The following is a 16,501-nucleotide window of genomic DNA, read 5'->3' on the forward strand; positions in this document are numbered from 1 at the left end:
CAAAATACGGTAACTTTCTCCGTGGTGGATCGTTCATCCAAATCACCCTTTCTTTTAACTTTTTGCCACAAAAAATGCAGGTATCCGTTTCCTTACGAACCCTGCAATCAAGTTTTCGATCATAATAAATTCTTGCATTGGTTACATACGCATGATTACACACCTCATCACTCCCCTAAAAATAAAAACGCCCTTATTGAGCGTTAAATAATTTTGAATTTAACAATGTTTTTCAAAACACTATTCTTCATACACTATCCTGTCTATAATTCTTTCAGCGGTTCTCACTTTATCATTTACTATGTCTTGCATTAAATACTCTACTGTAAAATCGTGTAATGCTTCGATAAGTTCGTTAGGATCGTTTGAATTCAATAAATTTTCTGCATCATTAATATATCCTTTTATAAATTCAATTTCTTCTTTCCTTAATTTTACCATACTATCTGCCTCTTATTTTTTAGGAGTTGTCTGTATTAGATTTCCTGTATTAGGATTTACAGTGATGATACAACTATTCGAATGATAGTTTCTGCTTTTTCCGCTTGCCGTATTCTTTTCAGAAATCTTATCAGGATTCTTCAAAGTCGCCAAAACATCACCTACTGACACTCCCTTACGCTTTCCTTTTACGGGGTAATTGCTACTCTCATATTGCCCAATGATACGATCAACAAAATGTGTTTTATACCCTGTTATCATTATACCATCTTTTGTAGTAACACCAACAAGTTCTTTTTCGATTTGTTTAGCAGTATCTTGATAAATTTCAAATGTTATGAAAGATGATATATCTCCCTTATTTATTGCCTTTTTATATCCCTCGTAAAGTAGAATATTCTTTTCTAATTGCTTGTTGGATATAGAGTTTGATATTCTTCCTAACCCATCCATATAAATGCGTTCTTTCTGCTGTTTCAAACCCATTACTTTTGCAAATTTTACGTATTCGTCCATTGCAGTACGATACCTTGCTTGCGCATACATGATATCAAGCGGATCACCTTTGCCTTCTTTTAATAATGTAATCCTTTCTCTCATTGCTCGTATATTGGTTTCCATTCGTCTCATATGTTGTGTTGCTTCATATCCTGTATATGTTTTTCCCAAATACATTTTTACATCTTGAGAACGCCATTCTCTAAGTTGATGCTCGGTATAGGCCCTTTTAGATACCCCAGGTACAAACGGATAATATAGATGATAACAATTTGCTCCTTGAAGTCCTGTTACCGTGCCTAATCCACAAGTACTTTCTAATTCCGCAGACGTATAAATGCCTCCTTGCCAAATCGCATGAGTAGGTCGCGCATTAGGGTGGGCGGTTACCTCAAAAGTATCTATACCTAATTTAGCAGCAGTATCTCTGGCTGTCATATTACAAATGTCTGAAATCGACGACATTACCGCTCTTCTGGCCGCGACAGTAATTCGATTGTGATATTTACTTTCATAATCTATCCACCGAACGCCTGAGTTTGTCATTTCTTGTACTGCTTTTCTTAACGTCGTATTATAATCAAAAGCACCTGTCTGTATGTCAACAACTATTCTATCTAAGACTTTTTTAAAATACTCTGTCAAACTAACTTCAACTAATCCGTTTTTTTCGTTTAATACAAATCCTAATGATTGTGTCAAATTTTGCATTTTTTCATGTGTTTTCTGTTTTGCTGCTTTTACAATCCCTTGCAAAAAAGTATTTTTCTCATAAGGAATAAAGTTACCGTTAATCTGTTTATACAATTCTTTATTCCCGATATAGTCCGTTTTAATTGCCATATCATATAAATAATCTACATATTCATCAGAATATTTAATTGTCTCTTTTAGCATTTTTTTAATATCTTCACTACTATATCCTATGTTATACAACTGATTGATCTGGAAATCCGCTGAACGCGTTATAACACCTGCATTGTAAATACGTCTTACAATATCTAACATGATTCGTTGTTCTAATTTAATGAAAATTGCTTCTCCACCATATCCATAGGATTCCATTTGATTATGCGTAATCATTGCATCACATCTGCTTGCTGAGGGAGCATTGATTGAGCTGTATTTTTGTCTTCATTGTATACTTTCATACGATACTCTAAAAGACTCATAGCCCCTAAAGCGACATCTTCTTTATATTGTTTTCTTTCTGCTTCCTTATCTTCAATAATAGAATCGTCAAAGTCTATTGTGATAATTCCTGAATATACTTGTCCCACGGAAATATATAAAACTGCGCGCACAAGTTCTTCTAATGCTCTACGTAGAATAATTTCGTGTTTTTTTAAACGACGAAACATCTTAGAGTTGCTACTGATAATATCTGTTGTATTCGTATATATCTTTCCTTCCTTAAAAACGTAATAATTAGTACCGAAGCCCACCTTATCACTAAACAAATTCAAGGAATCTTGCAAACCTAAGCTATGTTGTTCAACACGCAAATCAAAATCCGTTTGTTCAATTTTCCTCTTATTATCTTCACCAAGACCAGCTACACCATAAAATGCGATATCATCGGGATCAAATACCGGTTTTGTATTTTCATTATCGACTGTTGGTACAACATTGATTGATGACGGATCAACAAATATCCTTTTTTTTCCTAATTGAAACTCATTAAAATAAGAGTCAAACTTCTCATCAACATCCATCATTTCATCTGTTGCATTGGCGAATACGGACAATCCCATAGGTTCATCCATATCAGAATTATTTGCTATGTTAGGTTTTATTATTTGAAATAATGGAACAGGACTATAATATACATTCTCTATGCCTTTCGGAAGTTCGCTTATTTGATACTTTCCATATCGTTTAGAGCTGATAATAATATTTTCAATGCGATATTTATCCCCTTTCTTTTCGTGTATATTGACGTAATATTTTCCATTTGATATTTCACTAGCAAAAGCTACGTCTACAATTCTTCCGTTTGCTATGCGTAAAGGGAAAATCATATCAGCAGAAATATAATTGATACAACAATTATTGTTTATATCTGATGATTTATACTCTACAAAAGCTCCCGTTCCAAGCGCAAATGTTTTTTCTAACAATACATTAGCTTGCTCACGAAAATCATTTTCTTTTAAAATGCCATCTAGATGCTCTTGCATAGAATCTATTGTTATTTTAACTTTCTCATTCAATAATAAATCTGCCCAATCCTCGCACGCTTTTTTTGCCATACCTAGTGATTTTTTTGTTTTCTTAACCTCTTTGACACCGTTATACACTTTATAATTATGAAAAGCATCTACCTTCCCTCGATACCATTCACGCCATAGCTGCATATGTTCCCTATGTGTTATAGTCGTTTGCACTTGATATCCCATCTGCTCAAGAAAATCTCTCACTTCACTCACAACCATAAGCATTACTCCTTTCGTAAAATTGGTAACATGTTTACAATGTATTTCCACAACCCCATAACAACATATCTCAACGCATCCATACAATGATCGTTTTCTTTTAATGGTTTTTCTATTCCTCGTTCAATAGAATCAGGATCATAACCATAAATATATATTTCACTTTTCAATTCTTTTTGCTTGTTTGTGAATGATAATGCGTTATATATTAACAATTTTTGTACTCTGCTTATTCCTAGCTCTACTGAATTATCAACATCGGGAAATTGTATCTCCGGACATAGTCGTTTAATTTCTTCTTTCAATCCTCTTGCTGAAGGATCAATAAAACAAAAAACAGGCTTATGCCCGTATTGCTCGTAAATACTATCTATCAAGTCTTTGAAGTCCTTCGCATACTCACTTGGACTTTTCTGCCTTCCGCTCGTTCTACCACAATGATAATACTCATCTAATCCTTGAATTCGTTTATTACTGAAGTCTAATCCAACGACTTGATATGTTGTAGGATTCATTTGTCCATAATCAACACCTACCCCATACAGTGTTATATTATCTTCACTATTGGTTTTACGTACATGGTGTTCTTCATCGAACATATAATAAATTAAATCATCAAGTCCAACCGCTTCTCCTAACCATATCCAACGATACATTTTAAAATCAGCCAATTTCATTGCTTCCGCTTCATCAATCAGCTTTCGCCCTAACCACTTCATCGGAACATCACGATAATCCGTATGAATATGAATGCAATCTGCACGCTGCTCCATCTTACGGCACCATTCATTGACAGGTGCTTTTGGATTTTTAGGCGGATTATACAGATACATCATTCTAAAATCTTCATCATTACCACGCACAAATGTTGCAACTATGTTAAGGATCTCATCCTCTCCCTCTCCTTTATCGAAAAATTCAGTAAGTTCATCTAGTACCACTAAACGTATATGATTTTTCTCATCTATCATACCTTTTGTATCATCGATGCTATCTGATCCGGTGAAATATATAGTGTTACCATTCTTTTTGTAAGTAATTTGCATCGGACTTCGAGTAATCGTGAAATGTTTTTTGGATAATCCCAAGCGCCCAATTGCACGTACGCATTCTTGATATACTGTTTTTCGTAATTTATTATGATGCTTACGCATAATAACTGCAGCGGAGTCATCTTCTGATACAATAAGAAAATCTGCCATAATCGCCATTGCCGAGGATTTTGTACCGGCACGACCCGATGTAAGTATTTGGTGCATGTGTTCTCGATCGTTTACCAATGGTTGAAATTTAGGAATAATAATATCACTGAGTTTTACTGTTTTTTTATTTGATGTCATTGATAATCACCACACCTTCATCATCCTCTTGCACACTTTCTACTTCCAACTTTTTCTTCTGTGCCTGCAACAATTCAACTTTTGCCTTTTGTTCGTCTGTAGCCCAACCGATATGATCAGCTAACCATTCAAGTGCTTTCATTCGATCTGCAAGTTTGATAGAAACACCGTCTTTTCCTTTTTTGACTTCACTTAAGATTGTTCCGTCTACCTCATCAGACTCTTTAAATCGAACTGTATTGACCATCTTCGTTACCGGGTTACCATCTTCCATTACAGGACCGAAAGCAGACATGACAATGGTTTCTTCTTGGCCAAATTCAATATAATCATTCAAATCCGCAAAAGCAATATCCATATACTTCTGAAAGATATCTTCCTTTGTAAGCAGATCCCTTTTACATCGCTCTTGCTTTAACTTCATGATTTCGGCTTTTATTCTATCTTTACCAAGCAGCCTAGGCCCACATGCCATTGCTACTTGATACGATACACCGTAAACCTTTTGATAAGATTTTGTAGCATTAAACGTCCTTGAATACAACAAACAAAAAAGACGCTGTTTTTCGTTTAATCCATCTGCTTCAAGCGTCTCTATATCTTCGGGGTTTAATTCATTTAAAGGCTGGATATTTATGCCTTTCTTTTGTTTGGTAACGTTACTTTTTGTTTTAGTAACATTACCTTTCAATTCTTCGTCCCATTTATCTTGTGATTTCCATTTTCTTATCTGTGTATCACTAATATTTAACTGCTCTGCTATATCCTTCAATAAGAGCTTTCCTTTACCGGATATATAGAGTTCTTTTGCTTTATCTCTGTTTGGACTTCTTTGTCTAGGCATTCATATCACCACCTCCTTTTTAGGTATAAGAAAAGCACCTCATTGGGTGCTTCTATCAAATCATCAATATAATGGTTTTATTTAGTGAAAAATTTTTAATCGTTAATAATTTCATACACCTTAGCAATATTCTGGCTTATTATTTCAGATGATTTGTTATTTTGAAGATTTGCCTCTTTATATCTAACAATCATTTTTATTTTTAATTTTGTATTATGCGCAAAATGAATTTCATTGTTATGTACTTTATTTATGAAATCCTCATCGGAAATACTGCACCATATTTTACTTCCGTTTAGGGTTACTCCCCATTTTGATTTGCCACTTAAATCAGGTTTATTCACTTTTACTACTGTTATGATTTCGTTTTCCTCAATTTCTTTATTAAATTTTTCCACATCTTGTGGTGTCGACAAGTATGATAAGCTTTCTCTATCTAAATTTATCGTTTCTTTGGATCCTTTACCATCATCAAATTCATAAGATAGATCAGTTCTATCATGGTCATTCAAAACTGCTTTAACCGCTTCAGCCATTCCTTTCTCGACGATATTATTATATATATTTACTGTCATCGTATCTGCATAATATACATTTCCTCTTTCATTTATTATTTTAACTTTATCATCCTGTTGCTCAAATCCTTTTGGTGGTAACCCCTTTAAAAAAGTTCTAATTTTTAATATGTCTTTAAAAGCTGTTATTACAGTCGGGACATAAGGAAAAATAGTTGGTGCTAATTGTATAATCTGTTCGATATCTATTACAAAACTTCCTTTTTCGATGTTTAATACTTTAAATTTGCAAAAATCATTCTCATTAATAAGATTATCTGCAAGATTCTTTAAAGTACAAACAGTAGCGCTAAGAGAAGCAGATAATGTTTCTAAATCAATATCATTTTCTCCTCCAAAACGTATTGTTAACTTCTCAGACATCATAATAAAATCCCCTCTAAATTTACTTTTCTTTAAGAACATTTTATCACACATCCTTTCACTTTTAAATATACAACATAATGTTACGATATTACGTAACATTACAAAATAAAAAAAGCATCCTTCGATGCTTTTTACCCTAAGTTACTAACAAACATACGCTCATAAGTAACTTAGGATAATCGCCATTTTACGATTATCCATAAATGAATTGAGAAAGTTTGATTGCAACAGGAATGTAGCGAGTGAGGGGAGGCTCTATCTCGCCACCAATTCCTAATATCATTATATCATGTCAAGTAGGTACACCGAGGGTACACTTTTATGAAAATTCTTTAAAATTTGCGTATATTCTGTTGATTGCTCGATTTGTTTGCTTCATTATTAGTTCTTCCGAGCATTTTAATTCAGCTGCAGCATGACTTCTTTCTTGACACTGATATTTAATCACATAGATCTTAACGATCTTTTGTTGTGATTTTGTGATGAAATTCAACCAAGAATCTAGGACATTCATCTTGTTTATGTAATATTTGAGGTTTTCCTCCATGTCATTTAATTTCCGCATGAGGATCATAACCTTGTTATCACTACACATTGATCCATCTGGCATCTTTATAATGCTGCCACCAACACTTGGATTGTTCAATTCCTCTTGATACTCTAGTTTAAATTCTTCGATATCTGCGTTGATATCTTTGACTCTCCCTAAATAAAAATAATATCGCATCAATTCTTCTTTAATGAAGCGTTTTTGCAGCGATTCCCGTGTGATGCGTGATGTCTGTGTTTCTTCCTCCTTCCAATTCATCACATCACTCCTTTTCGCGATATAATGAGGAATCTATCTTTTCTTCCTTTTTAGATTCCATTGATGAAATTATACATATTGCTGCAATCGCATACCCAATGATTATCCCGATAAATAGGATGACAAAATTAATCATCGTCTACCACCTCTCAATTCTCTATTTTCTGCTTTTAATTTAGCTATTTCATTACACTTCATTTCATTATCATCAGCTAGAGCCTTGTTTTCACGCTTCAGTAGCGCTATTTCCTCTTGCGCCTGTTTATATGCTTCTTTGAATGTTTCCAGCTGTTGACGCACTCCATGAAGGCATGTATCAATCATTTCTTTATCCGCAGCACTGCACTTCGAATAAATCTTGTCATTGTATATGAATTTTTCGATATCAGCTAGCATTATTAAACACCTCTTTATACTGATTAAGTTCTGCCTGCAATCCATAAATAATCTTAATCAAATGCTTTTTTGAAAAGCTTTTTAGATTGACTTTTGTAAAATCATATTCTTTTCTATTTGGTTTTGGTTTTTCAATAACTTTTGTTTTTATTTTTTCTTGTTCAAGAATTGGTTTTATTTTCTCTAATTGTTCATCAGTTAAATTTATATCATCTAAAATTTTCCCATCATTAGTCATCTCTCACACCTCATTTCGCAATATACACTGGATAGAAACGATTTTCTTCAAATTCAACAAAATCTAAAGTTTCTTCACATGAGTCTGCCCATGCTTTAAAACTTCCTTTAGGGTATTGTTTACATGGCTTGAAAAGAATTACTATATTTCTTATCCACATCTCTTTACTATCCCAAACCCACATACCTTCTTTCAAATCCTCAAATTTGTATGGTTGTGGGTTTAAATAATCTTCACAAATCATGCTATATGTGTTGTCTAACATTTCATACTTTTCAACAAGTTCAAAGTGTTCTTGTATAAATTCTTCCAATAAATCAACTGCATAGGGTGTTGGGTCTTGACACTTTTGAGTGTTATTATCGAAACACTTACAACAAGGACAATTTCTACTACAATCTAACGCTTTTAAAGCAGATAATAAATTTTCTTTTTTAAATTCTTCTTTATTCAACATCTTCGTCCTCCTCTTTTATATGCTTGTCTATATATTGCATAATTTGTTCTTTTGAATAATTACACAAAGATAAACAAAGATACAATGTTGATTTATTATCTTTTTTCTTTCCAATAGCATCATAACTATGCTTTTTAAATCCATATTTTCCATTATCCAATATTGTAAATTCTTCATAAGGTAACTTAATATAATAATCTCTAATCTTTGATGATTTATAATATTCTTGTTTAGGCTCTTCTTGTGGATAATTAACTACTTCATGTAGCACATATCGAAATTCTTTCACAACGTCTAATTTTTCTAATTCTTGTAATCTATCAGCACATTTTAGTATTTCTTCTTTACTCAACATTTTCATCACTCCAATCAATCGCTTGCCCACAATTAGGACAATGGTCATATTCATCATAATCAACTTCATATTTTTTATCGCAATTAGGACAAATCCAAGTGTCATATATCAGTTCACCATTCTCATCATACCCATCAGCTTCATAATCAGGTTTCTTCGGTACAGCCTTATCGACTAATTCCTTTAATACATCTAAATATTCATGTGCTTCTTCTACTGTATCTGTACATAAACAACATAAACTTGCTTTTTCAAACGCATCTTGATACTTGTTCATTTCAATATCCTCCTAAAATGGCAAATCATCACTTGCAATATCTAAAGTATCACTGCTCGCAAAATCATTGGAATAAGATGGTGTGGTACCTGCTCCCGGTTCATAAGTTGGCTCATAGCTGTTTTGAGGAACATAGGTATTTGTGCTAACATTTGCATTTGCACTTGCGCTGTCTTTCGGCTCCAAGAATTGAACACTATCCACAACTACCTCAGTTACATATACACGCTTACCGCTTCTATCGTCATAGCTGCGCGTTTGTATGCGTCCCTCAACACCAATCAGTGAGCCTTTTTTAGTATATTTATGTAATACATCTGCTACTCCCTGCCATGCTTGACAGTTGATGAAATCAGCATCCGGCTGCCCTTCTTTTTTGATGCGTCGATTAACTGCTAAGGTAAATGCGACAACACTTATTCCTGACGTTGTCTTACGAAGTACCGGATCCTTTGTAATTCTACCGACTAATACTACTCTGTTTATCATGTTTAACCTCCTAGTCTATAAGATATCCTTCAATTTATATCCGGTTGAAATTAACAAATCATACGGAAATTTATTTGATGAAAGATATTCGAAATATTTAATTGTTTCTTTAAATGATTTAATATTATCTACATGTGAATGTGTATATTGTGTAAATATGATATTTTCTAATGCCTTCACATAATCATTATTTACAATACTTCTCGGTGCTGATCCGATACAAATTCTATTTTCTGTCAACATATTAGGCATTGGATATTTAAATAATTCGGTTTCTTTGCCCTCATACTCTTTATACGAATATGCTTCAATATTTTTTATTTTTCCATCTACATAATCAATGAAATAAATCGAATTCGGAAATAGGATATTGTAGGCTTTATTTTGATAAGTAACAATACGCTTATGCTCCTGCTGATTAATCACTACACATTTATCATTGAAAGCGATATACTGATCATCTAAAAAAATTAACTTTTGGCGTTTGTTATCTGTGGCAATTGGTTTCATTTTCTTTAACTTATCCATGAGAGATTGAATATCAATGGCCGAAAAATACTCATTACCATTTTCATCAACTTTTAATACCTCTATATCTTCGCTGATTGTATCTGCTCTAAATATAATCTGTTTCAAAATATTACCTCCCGATTACTTCCTTTCAATTCAAATAAATCGTAGAAATAAGGATTTAAATCTACTACAAAATAGCTAAACATTCTATCAAATTCCGATAAATCACGCTTCTTATTAATTTGGCTATCAATATATTCTAATGTAGACTTTCCTAATGTGTCATATCCAGAAAATTCTCCACTAAAATTCATTGATGCATATACATACTGTCCTGGCTTTACTTTACAAAAACAAAGTTCATCGAGTACCATATCAAGCTCTGCAGTTTCTTCTAACTCATCAAAATTCAATGCAATATGGTTAAAATATAAATCTTCGCAAACTTCGTCTCGAAATACTGGATTATTATAGTTTTCCTTGATATCTTCATCACTTAATTCTTCAAATAAAGATATGAATTCTTCCCAATGATCAAATACGTTTACAATCGGATTCGAATGAGTTAATCCTATAATTTTCCTTCCTCTTGTTGTATGATCAAGAAAAATATCAAATGGATCCGTTGAACTTGTATGAATTTCAAATTTATCTAGAAAGCAAGATAATATTAGCTTTAATATAGGATATTCTTCATTAAAGATATCTTCCCAATGGTATGCAAATTCCAACATGCATTCAAATGGACCAAAATCGGTGTCGATTTGATTTCCGTTTTCTACAAGACTCTCTATAAATTCAGTTACATATTTTTCATCTTTGCTACATTCACACAGACGCTTGATATACCATGCTTCCGTCCTTTTTAGAAGTTCCTCCTTAGTAATGTACTTCCTCAAATCTTCGTACATTCGTAACTCCCTCCTTGATTTCTCCATGTAATATGGAGCTAACATGCTCAATGATTGTCATGGCCATTTTTAAATTTGTTACCATATACTGCGTATTCCCTGCCGCCGCTTGTGCCTCACAAGACTTTTCTGTAGGGTGGATATCTTTGTCTAACGCATATACTTCGCTCCTTAGATGCCCCGCTCTTTGCCCATCTTCTTTTGCAACAACATATACATTTCCTTCATATTCCGAATTAGCGGAATCGATATAGACACATCTATCCAATTGATGAAATGTATGTTCTAAGATTTCTCTAGTTTTGTCATTATCCACACAACCGATCAATACTGGAAGAAATGTTGGATACTGCTTCCTAAGCATAAGCAATATTTCATCTTTCGTTACATATTTATCTATCACGCCACATCTATTACCGTAGAAAGCATTGATCTTTCTAGCTAAAGCTATTGCCTTATTTTCGTTGATATCGTGTTCTTGATAGCTTTGGCGTACCATGTTTTTCTCTTCTACTCTATCCCCGTCTACAAGCACAATTCGATGCTCTTGATGTAAAATTAGTTTTGGAATATCTCTTGCTAAAAGCGAACCTGTTCCACCAACTCCGACGATCACAAATACATATTTCATAATTACCCTTTCTTGTGCTGTTGAAATGTCGGAACAAGCACATTATCCTTTTCAATGAAATCATAAGTTACATTTCCGGAAAATTCATAGAAACCATGCTCCAGCATCTTCTTTGTTATCTGTTCTGGTGCATACTCAACACCTTCCTCAAAAATATACGATACATCTTTCTTTTCAGCTGCGAGATAAATTTCAAATGGATATTTGAATACTTTATCTGCTTTTTTAGATTCCGTTTTCTTAGACTCTGTTTTTTTAGCAGCTACCCTCTTCTCTTTCGATTCGCTCTTTGTTTCTTCCACTGGTTTTATCATATCCATCAAATTCATTACTCTACCTCCCTCGGCTCTTGTTGCGCCACATACATATCGCCGGCAGAAATATTGCCACAAACATAAAGCATCATTCTGTCTGCAAAACGTAATTCGATATCTGTATTTGTCTCCAATTCGATAATTCGGATCAAATGCTCTAGGCTTACCGTTACGTTCAACTTAGATCCTTTTATAAATTTAGATTCTACCTCGAGATCAAATACATCGGTTTCTTCATGTGAATACAGATGTAAGATATTATCGTATTGCTTCAAATTGACATAATCGGTATAACCCTTCATAATACACAACTGATGCAATAAATCGTTTGTCTTACACTTCAATACAACTGGCGTATCTATATCTAATTTCAAAAGCGGTTGCGCCTTTAAAAGAAGCGATGAATAGAACAGTTGGTTACCAGCATCATTGATAAATACCACCGTTTTATTATCTGTCATACAAGTGGCCATATCTTTGATAAAACCAAATATTTCTTTAGGAATACAGATTGATTCGCTGACACCTGTATTTATCCTCTGCATGTAGAAGTGATAAGAATCTGTTAGCAAATATCCATCGGGACTGACATTCACTCCATTCACTTGAATTTTCGTTTTGCTATTCCCTACGAATGATTTTCCTTTTAAAAAATCATTCGGTTTCACGTCGACTGTTCTGGCATTTTTGGTATCAGGTATTACCGCTTTAACATCAATTAAGTTTGCTAAATTGATATTGCTGTTTTTGGCTTTTACCTTGATTACATCTTTTGATACCGTTAAATCAAATACATCAAAGCGTGAAAGCATTTGATAATCTTTCTTTGATAGCGTGAAGGTCAATTCTCCTCTTTCATCAGTTTTTATGTAAGTAATGAAGCCATATCCTTCTTCATCTGTATTGTGAATTGAAATGACTTGATCCTTTACTGTGATAAAGTTATACATCATTGCATTTTTAAACATATATCCGTTAAGATTCATCGTTTCCCCTCCTCATAATCTTTCGTGGTGAAATCTCTTTGTTTCCAATCACCAAGTATTCTGTCAATATACTGTACACTCTTTTTTCCTCTCGTCATTGCTTCGCGTAAAGCATAACGTATGAGCAGATCATCGTAATCATTTTCCATCTGCGATATAAGCATTGCTTCATTCGATGATATCGTTCTAGCAAATTCTTCTTCAAACAATGACAACAACGGAATGGACCATACATCGTCCTGTGCGCACGCGCCTATAAATGTATTATTCTTATCTTTCTTATCTTTCTTTTCTTTCTTGATTGTGGTTAGCTGTTGGTTAGTTGTTGGTTGATTGCTGGTTACTTGTTGGTTAGATATTTGGTTATTTTGTTGGTTATCATTATCATTACAAAACTGATATTCTTCCCATTTTACTATTGTTGCAACAGTAAATCTGTTGGTTGTTTCGATGGTTATTTGGTTGGCTGAAATTAGCTTGTTTATGCATGTGCGTATGTTCTGCTCTGAAAGACCTAATGTTTCCGCTAATTCCTTTCTTCCAAACACAACTTGCCCTTTTTTTAACTCTACTCCTCTATACGTTGTACCCTCATAACTAGCTCTTAGCAGCAATTCTAACCACACCGCCACCATGTTAGGCACGTCATAATATTTCCATTCACGCAGCTTCCTATGTATCTTGATAAATCCGTTTGGTTGCAATCAAACCACCTCAATTCATGTCAGCATCTGCCGATAATACATCGTATCAATGCCGAGCTTCTCAGCGTACTCCAGCGTTGTATCTATGAGCTTTCCCATTTCCTCTTTATTCATCTTGCTGCTTCCGATAAACACCTTACAGCGTGCCCATAGCGTGCCATTCTCGCGGCGTTCATATCCAAGTAACTCAACTGCTCTTACTTCCTGTTTCAGCGTCTCCAATGCACTCTCTAGGCACACCATATATTCATACTTTGCACCGGCTTGTGATAATAAGTAACAATACATTTCCCATTCATCATTGCTAGATGCATTGTGTTGCCCTGCTATCTCGTGTATCAGCGCCCACAAATAGTTATTTTGATTGATAGAACGCTTGCTTTTTACTTCATTGATCTCTAGCGAATATGCTTTCTTTTCCAGCCCTTCGCAATAATTTCGATAATTGTAATTACTTACTTCAAAAGTAATCTCTAGGTTGCCTTCTTCATTGATGCTCTTTCGCTTATAGTTGCCGATAATTTTTGTCTTTGCCATTATAAGTAATTCCTTCCAAACACCATCATGAATGTGTTATGACCATACAGCTGCTCAAACTTTGCTTGACATTCCTGTTTTAAAGCCAAATCTAACGACTTATCAAAATGGACACCTTGATTGCTTGCATTATGATAATCGGCTCTCAGATAAACCCAACAACCCCACTGCTCGGATTTTTTACGATTCGCATTTCCTCCGAAAATATGATGCTTATGCAGGTTGGAAGTGGAGTGCGTTATATAACACTCCCTTTCCGTTTGCATGATCGACTTAGCCATTTTGCTGTTCCTGTTTCGGATATCCGTAGCTATATCGAAGATTTCCTGCTTTATCTACAATGGATAGCTTACTAATTCTTCGTGAAGCATACTCAATTGCCGAAACCCTAAATTTAACTCCGCTCTTGACTTTGAATTTCCCCTTATCCTCATAAAATTCATTTTCTGATAAGGTTACGTATGTAAATGGTGCGGTGTATAATTCTCTACCGATGCCCCAATTGAAACAAGCTCTTTTAAAAGCATCGCTCGCTTGCCCTTTCTCCGCTTCTGTATTGCTTTCCGTTCCTACATCTTGCTTAGAAACCCATTTACCTGTGTTTTCATCAAGTATGGATACAGTGCAATATAATCGATCCCCAATCAACTCATGTTTTCTTTCCCACCCCATAGGACCGACACTTTCATCAAGAATGTTCATATCACAACGTGCATCTTTATATAGCAATAGGATTGCTCCTACATTCTTGCCTTTTTTTACCGATTGCACTCTAACGTCTATTTCATCGGCGCGTAATGTTCTGAATTCTTCCATATCTACTACCTCACGCTGCATGTTTACTCTTGTAATAAGGGCACCATTTATTTACATTGCAATAATTCTCGCAACGATTATCCGTTCCTTCACGTTTCACGATACTATGCTTATTATCTAACATCTTGCTGTCAATATATGCCTGTGCATCGCCATGTGTCTTAAACACTCTAACTGCTGATTTACGACCTTCCTTCATCACAGCATAGGTATCTTCCTTATGCCATCGCTCTTCCGGAGTACATGCAGGCAAATCATCATCAGTCATTTGTTCACAATCGCTTAATTCTTCAAAACGGTCATGAATCCATTCATCAATCTGGTTAAATTCTTCTTCAGTAAATTCCCAATTGATTGGATATACAGGGTGCTGTGGATAATCCCCACCTTGTAAGGCTTTGGTCTTACTATGATCTTTCAACATTGCTACGATTTCTCCACGGTGTGCATGAAAACCGATCTTGCGCAGCATCCAGCAATAGATCAGTGTTTGCTTACGATAGTCATCCCAATCATTGAATAATACTTTATTGACCGATGCAGTCTTATAATCTGTTACCGTTCCCGTCTTATCATCGTATAGATCAAATATCCCACTCAGCTTATACCCGTTTGTCAATTCGACAACAATTTTATTTTCTTTCAACTGATTTTCCGTTTCCTGTGATTGTTCCAAGACTCCGTGCACTGCCGTTCCAAAGATAAGCCATATCATTTCCGATACATCTTGTTCTATTTCATTATCATGCCTGCGTTCCAAAATAGTTTGACACGTTCCCTTCAATAAAGCTGTAACACTATATTGTTTCGGTGTGTATGTATGTTCTCGCATTACCGCTGCCATGATTGGTTGTGGTAAATTATATTCATTTGTAATTTTCATTCTCAAGCTTCCTTTCTTTTTCAATTTCTTCTAAATACTCCGCTTTCATGTCGATCAATTCTTCATCAGAATACTTCGGTGCAACATAATCCGGATCACGACGATCAATCATAATAACTCCTCAATGGACATTTGCCCTGTATTCTTAAGCTCTTGGCGCATTGTAGTGCCGACACCGAAACAATGCTTGCCATAGCTTTCCATCATTTTTAAATACTCTTTCTTCTCATCGTCGTTTTCAGCTAACCAATAACCTGCACATGATGATGAAGAAATAATCGCAACCCCTTTACGACGCATAGAAGCGATACAAGAACGTACTTTTCTATCATGAGTATTTGTTAGCTGAACTATCGTTTCGCGTCGCACTGCGTTCGATTTGCCTACCTTAAGACAATTTAAAATTTTATTTTCCGTTTCATCTAAAATAATTTGTTTCATGGCTGCTCCTTTATATACACTTCTGTGTAATATACTCCACGCTCAATACTCTCTGCTTCTGTTCCGACGAACACGTCAATCACATTTCCTTTAATTGCACCACCACGATCTTCTACGATATAGATATTTCCATTTATCATCACTTCGCTGCCGGCAGGAATGATGTTCCAATCCGTTGCAATGGTTCTGCCCTCTTGTGGCATTGTTCCGGTTGCTGTGATGCCGCTACAACCGATGCAATCAGCT

Annotated in this window: 26 protein-coding genes; all 26 read right to left on the reverse strand. The window is 34.8% G+C overall.

Translation table 11 applies throughout. From position 1 onward, the window contains the following. Positions 1 to 240 precede the first annotated feature (240 nt). The 26 genes from EUBDOL_RS05865 to EUBDOL_RS05985 all read right to left on the reverse strand — a co-directional run bounded on the left by EUBDOL_RS05865 (position 241) and on the right by EUBDOL_RS05985 (position 16,458). On the reverse strand, positions 241 to 441 hold the full coding sequence (locus EUBDOL_RS05865) for a hypothetical protein (RefSeq protein ID WP_004799561.1): 201 nt from the start codon (positions 439 to 441) through the stop codon (positions 241 to 243). A 12-nt stretch (positions 442 to 453) separates the two neighbouring features. After that, positions 454 to 2,022, reverse strand: coding sequence for a phage minor capsid protein (locus EUBDOL_RS05870; RefSeq protein ID WP_004799563.1), 1,569 nt, complete (start codon positions 2,020 to 2,022; stop codon positions 454 to 456). Then, entirely contained in the window at positions 2,019 to 3,374 is a 1,356-nt protein-coding gene (locus tag EUBDOL_RS05875; RefSeq protein ID WP_040463274.1) for a phage portal protein, read from the reverse strand. Before EUBDOL_RS05875 ends, EUBDOL_RS05870 begins: the two co-directional genes overlap by 4 nt. A 5-nt stretch (positions 3,375 to 3,379) precedes the next feature. Further along, positions 3,380 to 4,714, reverse strand: coding sequence for a PBSX family phage terminase large subunit (locus tag EUBDOL_RS05880; RefSeq protein WP_004799566.1), 1,335 nt, complete (start codon positions 4,712 to 4,714; stop codon positions 3,380 to 3,382). Continuing rightward, positions 4,701 to 5,558 (reverse strand): terminase small subunit, encoded by an 858-nt coding sequence (locus tag EUBDOL_RS05885; protein ID WP_004799568.1) that lies wholly within the window; start codon positions 5,556 to 5,558, stop codon positions 4,701 to 4,703. Before EUBDOL_RS05885 ends, EUBDOL_RS05880 begins: the two co-directional genes overlap by 14 nt. Before the next feature lie 95 nt (positions 5,559 to 5,653). Then, complete coding sequence (locus tag EUBDOL_RS05890; RefSeq protein ID WP_235713698.1) at positions 5,654 to 6,499, reverse strand: hypothetical protein; 846 nt, start codon at positions 6,497 to 6,499, stop codon at positions 5,654 to 5,656. A 319-nt stretch (positions 6,500 to 6,818) separates the two neighbouring features. Next, positions 6,819 to 7,307 (reverse strand): hypothetical protein, encoded by a 489-nt coding sequence (locus EUBDOL_RS05895; RefSeq protein ID WP_004799572.1) that lies wholly within the window; start codon positions 7,305 to 7,307, stop codon positions 6,819 to 6,821. Between the two features lie 132 nt (positions 7,308 to 7,439). Further along, positions 7,440 to 7,703, reverse strand: coding sequence for a hypothetical protein (locus tag EUBDOL_RS05900; RefSeq protein ID WP_004799577.1), 264 nt, complete (start codon positions 7,701 to 7,703; stop codon positions 7,440 to 7,442). Beyond that, positions 7,693 to 7,941, reverse strand: coding sequence for a hypothetical protein (locus EUBDOL_RS05905; RefSeq protein ID WP_004799579.1), 249 nt, complete (start codon positions 7,939 to 7,941; stop codon positions 7,693 to 7,695). Before EUBDOL_RS05905 ends, EUBDOL_RS05900 begins: the two co-directional genes overlap by 11 nt. 10 nt (positions 7,942 to 7,951) lie before the next feature. Continuing rightward, on the reverse strand, positions 7,952 to 8,398 hold the full coding sequence (locus tag EUBDOL_RS05910) for a hypothetical protein (RefSeq protein ID WP_004799580.1): 447 nt from the start codon (positions 8,396 to 8,398) through the stop codon (positions 7,952 to 7,954). Further along, positions 8,388 to 8,753, reverse strand: coding sequence for a hypothetical protein (locus EUBDOL_RS05915; protein WP_040463277.1), 366 nt, complete (start codon positions 8,751 to 8,753; stop codon positions 8,388 to 8,390). The genes EUBDOL_RS05910 and EUBDOL_RS05915 overlap by 11 nt, the downstream gene beginning before the upstream one ends. Beyond that, positions 8,743 to 9,030 carry a hypothetical protein gene (locus tag EUBDOL_RS05920; protein WP_004799584.1) on the reverse strand — a complete coding sequence of 96 codons (288 nt, stop codon included), beginning with the start codon at positions 9,028 to 9,030 and terminating at the stop codon, positions 8,743 to 8,745. The genes EUBDOL_RS05915 and EUBDOL_RS05920 overlap by 11 nt, the downstream gene beginning before the upstream one ends. A gap of 12 nt (positions 9,031 to 9,042) precedes the next feature. Further along, a complete protein-coding gene (ssb, locus tag EUBDOL_RS05925) occupies positions 9,043 to 9,519 on the reverse strand; it encodes a single-stranded DNA-binding protein (RefSeq protein ID WP_004799586.1) in 477 nt (158 codons plus the stop codon). 15 nt (positions 9,520 to 9,534) lie between these two features. After that, a complete protein-coding gene (locus EUBDOL_RS05930) occupies positions 9,535 to 10,155 on the reverse strand; it encodes a hypothetical protein (protein WP_004799587.1) in 621 nt (206 codons plus the stop codon). Continuing rightward, positions 10,152 to 10,943, reverse strand: coding sequence for a hypothetical protein (locus tag EUBDOL_RS05935; RefSeq protein ID WP_004799589.1), 792 nt, complete (start codon positions 10,941 to 10,943; stop codon positions 10,152 to 10,154). Before EUBDOL_RS05935 ends, EUBDOL_RS05930 begins: the two co-directional genes overlap by 4 nt. Continuing rightward, the gene (locus EUBDOL_RS05940; protein ID WP_004799592.1) at positions 10,912 to 11,574 is read right to left on the reverse strand and encodes a ThiF family adenylyltransferase; all 663 of its coding nucleotides are present in this window, start codon (positions 11,572 to 11,574) and stop codon (positions 10,912 to 10,914) included. Before EUBDOL_RS05940 ends, EUBDOL_RS05935 begins: the two co-directional genes overlap by 32 nt. Before the next feature lie 2 nt (positions 11,575 to 11,576). After that, positions 11,577 to 11,903, reverse strand: a complete 327-nt coding sequence (locus tag EUBDOL_RS05945) for a hypothetical protein (protein WP_004799593.1) — start codon at positions 11,901 to 11,903, stop codon at positions 11,577 to 11,579. Next, the gene (locus EUBDOL_RS05950) at positions 11,903 to 12,874 is read right to left on the reverse strand and encodes a hypothetical protein (RefSeq protein WP_004799595.1); all 972 of its coding nucleotides are present in this window, start codon (positions 12,872 to 12,874) and stop codon (positions 11,903 to 11,905) included. The genes EUBDOL_RS05945 and EUBDOL_RS05950 overlap by 1 nt, the downstream gene beginning before the upstream one ends. Then, positions 12,871 to 13,578 (reverse strand): DnaD domain-containing protein, encoded by a 708-nt coding sequence (locus EUBDOL_RS05955; RefSeq protein ID WP_004799597.1) that lies wholly within the window; start codon positions 13,576 to 13,578, stop codon positions 12,871 to 12,873. Before EUBDOL_RS05955 ends, EUBDOL_RS05950 begins: the two co-directional genes overlap by 4 nt. Positions 13,579 to 13,593: 15 nt before the next feature. Further along, positions 13,594 to 14,115, reverse strand: a complete 522-nt coding sequence (locus EUBDOL_RS05960; RefSeq protein WP_004799599.1) for a hypothetical protein — start codon at positions 14,113 to 14,115, stop codon at positions 13,594 to 13,596. Beyond that, entirely contained in the window at positions 14,115 to 14,396 is a 282-nt protein-coding gene (locus EUBDOL_RS05965; protein ID WP_004799602.1) for a hypothetical protein, read from the reverse strand. The genes EUBDOL_RS05960 and EUBDOL_RS05965 overlap by 1 nt, the downstream gene beginning before the upstream one ends. Beyond that, a complete protein-coding gene (locus EUBDOL_RS11370; protein WP_148495287.1) occupies positions 14,389 to 14,931 on the reverse strand; it encodes a Rad52/Rad22 family DNA repair protein in 543 nt (180 codons plus the stop codon). Before EUBDOL_RS11370 ends, EUBDOL_RS05965 begins: the two co-directional genes overlap by 8 nt. Positions 14,932 to 14,941: 10 nt before the next feature. Continuing rightward, positions 14,942 to 15,814 carry a PD-(D/E)XK nuclease family protein gene (locus EUBDOL_RS05975; RefSeq protein WP_004799605.1) on the reverse strand — a complete coding sequence of 291 codons (873 nt, stop codon included), beginning with the start codon at positions 15,812 to 15,814 and terminating at the stop codon, positions 14,942 to 14,944. Further along, complete coding sequence (locus EUBDOL_RS11810) at positions 15,798 to 15,926, reverse strand: hypothetical protein (protein ID WP_004799607.1); 129 nt, start codon at positions 15,924 to 15,926, stop codon at positions 15,798 to 15,800. Before EUBDOL_RS11810 ends, EUBDOL_RS05975 begins: the two co-directional genes overlap by 17 nt. Beyond that, a complete protein-coding gene (locus tag EUBDOL_RS05980) occupies positions 15,923 to 16,255 on the reverse strand; it encodes a hypothetical protein (RefSeq protein ID WP_004799608.1) in 333 nt (110 codons plus the stop codon). The genes EUBDOL_RS11810 and EUBDOL_RS05980 overlap by 4 nt, the downstream gene beginning before the upstream one ends. Continuing rightward, a complete protein-coding gene (locus EUBDOL_RS05985; protein WP_004799609.1) occupies positions 16,252 to 16,458 on the reverse strand; it encodes a 3D domain-containing protein in 207 nt (68 codons plus the stop codon). Before EUBDOL_RS05985 ends, EUBDOL_RS05980 begins: the two co-directional genes overlap by 4 nt. Positions 16,459 to 16,501: the final 43 nt, after the last annotated feature.

The sequence above is a fragment of the Amedibacillus dolichus DSM 3991 genome, from assembly GCF_000154285.1.
Taxonomy (GTDB): Bacteria; Bacillota_I; Bacilli_A; order Erysipelotrichales; family Erysipelotrichaceae; genus Amedibacillus; species Amedibacillus dolichus.

What these genes read in the sequence shown, in the direction of transcription:
- EUBDOL_RS05950 (WP_004799595.1), bottom strand. Translation starts at nt 12,874, where the DNA reads ATGAATCTTAACGGATATATGTTTAAAAATGCAATGATGTATAACTTT.
- EUBDOL_RS05890 (WP_235713698.1), bottom strand. Translation starts at nt 6,499, where the DNA reads ATGATGTCTGAGAAGTTAACAATACGTTTTGGAGGAGAAAATGATATT.
- EUBDOL_RS05975 (WP_004799605.1), bottom strand. Translation starts at nt 15,814, where the DNA reads ATGAAAATTACAAATGAATATAATTTACCACAACCAATCATGGCAGCG.
- EUBDOL_RS11370 (WP_148495287.1), bottom strand. Translation starts at nt 14,931, where the DNA reads ATGGAAGAATTCAGAACATTACGCGCCGATGAAATAGACGTTAGAGTG.
- EUBDOL_RS05915 (WP_040463277.1), bottom strand. Translation starts at nt 8,753, where the DNA reads ATGTTGAGTAAAGAAGAAATACTAAAATGTGCTGATAGATTACAAGAA.
- EUBDOL_RS05980 (WP_004799608.1), bottom strand. Translation starts at nt 16,255, where the DNA reads ATGAAACAAATTATTTTAGATGAAACGGAAAATAAAATTTTAAATTGT.
- EUBDOL_RS05870 (WP_004799563.1), bottom strand. Translation starts at nt 2,022, where the DNA reads ATGATTACGCATAATCAAATGGAATCCTATGGATATGGTGGAGAAGCA.
- EUBDOL_RS05895 (WP_004799572.1), bottom strand. Translation starts at nt 7,307, where the DNA reads ATGAATTGGAAGGAGGAAGAAACACAGACATCACGCATCACACGGGAA.
- EUBDOL_RS05985 (WP_004799609.1), bottom strand. Translation starts at nt 16,458, where the DNA reads ATGCCACAAGAGGGCAGAACCATTGCAACGGATTGGAACATCATTCCT.
- EUBDOL_RS05920 (WP_004799584.1), bottom strand. Translation starts at nt 9,030, where the DNA reads ATGAACAAGTATCAAGATGCGTTTGAAAAAGCAAGTTTATGTTGTTTA.
- EUBDOL_RS05865 (WP_004799561.1), bottom strand. Translation starts at nt 441, where the DNA reads ATGGTAAAATTAAGGAAAGAAGAAATTGAATTTATAAAAGGATATATT.
- EUBDOL_RS05935 (WP_004799589.1), bottom strand. Translation starts at nt 10,943, where the DNA reads ATGTACGAAGATTTGAGGAAGTACATTACTAAGGAGGAACTTCTAAAA.
- EUBDOL_RS05880 (WP_004799566.1), bottom strand. Translation starts at nt 4,714, where the DNA reads ATGACATCAAATAAAAAAACAGTAAAACTCAGTGATATTATTATTCCT.
- EUBDOL_RS05960 (WP_004799599.1), bottom strand. Translation starts at nt 14,115, where the DNA reads ATGGCAAAGACAAAAATTATCGGCAACTATAAGCGAAAGAGCATCAAT.
- EUBDOL_RS05900 (WP_004799577.1), bottom strand. Translation starts at nt 7,703, where the DNA reads ATGCTAGCTGATATCGAAAAATTCATATACAATGACAAGATTTATTCG.
- EUBDOL_RS11810 (WP_004799607.1), bottom strand. Translation starts at nt 15,926, where the DNA reads ATGATTGATCGTCGTGATCCGGATTATGTTGCACCGAAGTATTCTGAT.
- EUBDOL_RS05875 (WP_040463274.1), bottom strand. Translation starts at nt 3,374, where the DNA reads ATGGTTGTGAGTGAAGTGAGAGATTTTCTTGAGCAGATGGGATATCAA.
- EUBDOL_RS05940 (WP_004799592.1), bottom strand. Translation starts at nt 11,574, where the DNA reads ATGAAATATGTATTTGTGATCGTCGGAGTTGGTGGAACAGGTTCGCTT.
- EUBDOL_RS05945 (WP_004799593.1), bottom strand. Translation starts at nt 11,903, where the DNA reads ATGAATTTGATGGATATGATAAAACCAGTGGAAGAAACAAAGAGCGAA.
- EUBDOL_RS05910 (WP_004799580.1), bottom strand. Translation starts at nt 8,398, where the DNA reads ATGTTGAATAAAGAAGAATTTAAAAAAGAAAATTTATTATCTGCTTTA.
- ssb (WP_004799586.1), bottom strand. Translation starts at nt 9,519, where the DNA reads ATGATAAACAGAGTAGTATTAGTCGGTAGAATTACAAAGGATCCGGTA.
- EUBDOL_RS05905 (WP_004799579.1), bottom strand. Translation starts at nt 7,941, where the DNA reads ATGACTAATGATGGGAAAATTTTAGATGATATAAATTTAACTGATGAA.
- EUBDOL_RS05965 (WP_004799602.1), bottom strand. Translation starts at nt 14,396, where the DNA reads ATGGCTAAGTCGATCATGCAAACGGAAAGGGAGTGTTATATAACGCAC.
- EUBDOL_RS05885 (WP_004799568.1), bottom strand. Translation starts at nt 5,558, where the DNA reads ATGCCTAGACAAAGAAGTCCAAACAGAGATAAAGCAAAAGAACTCTAT.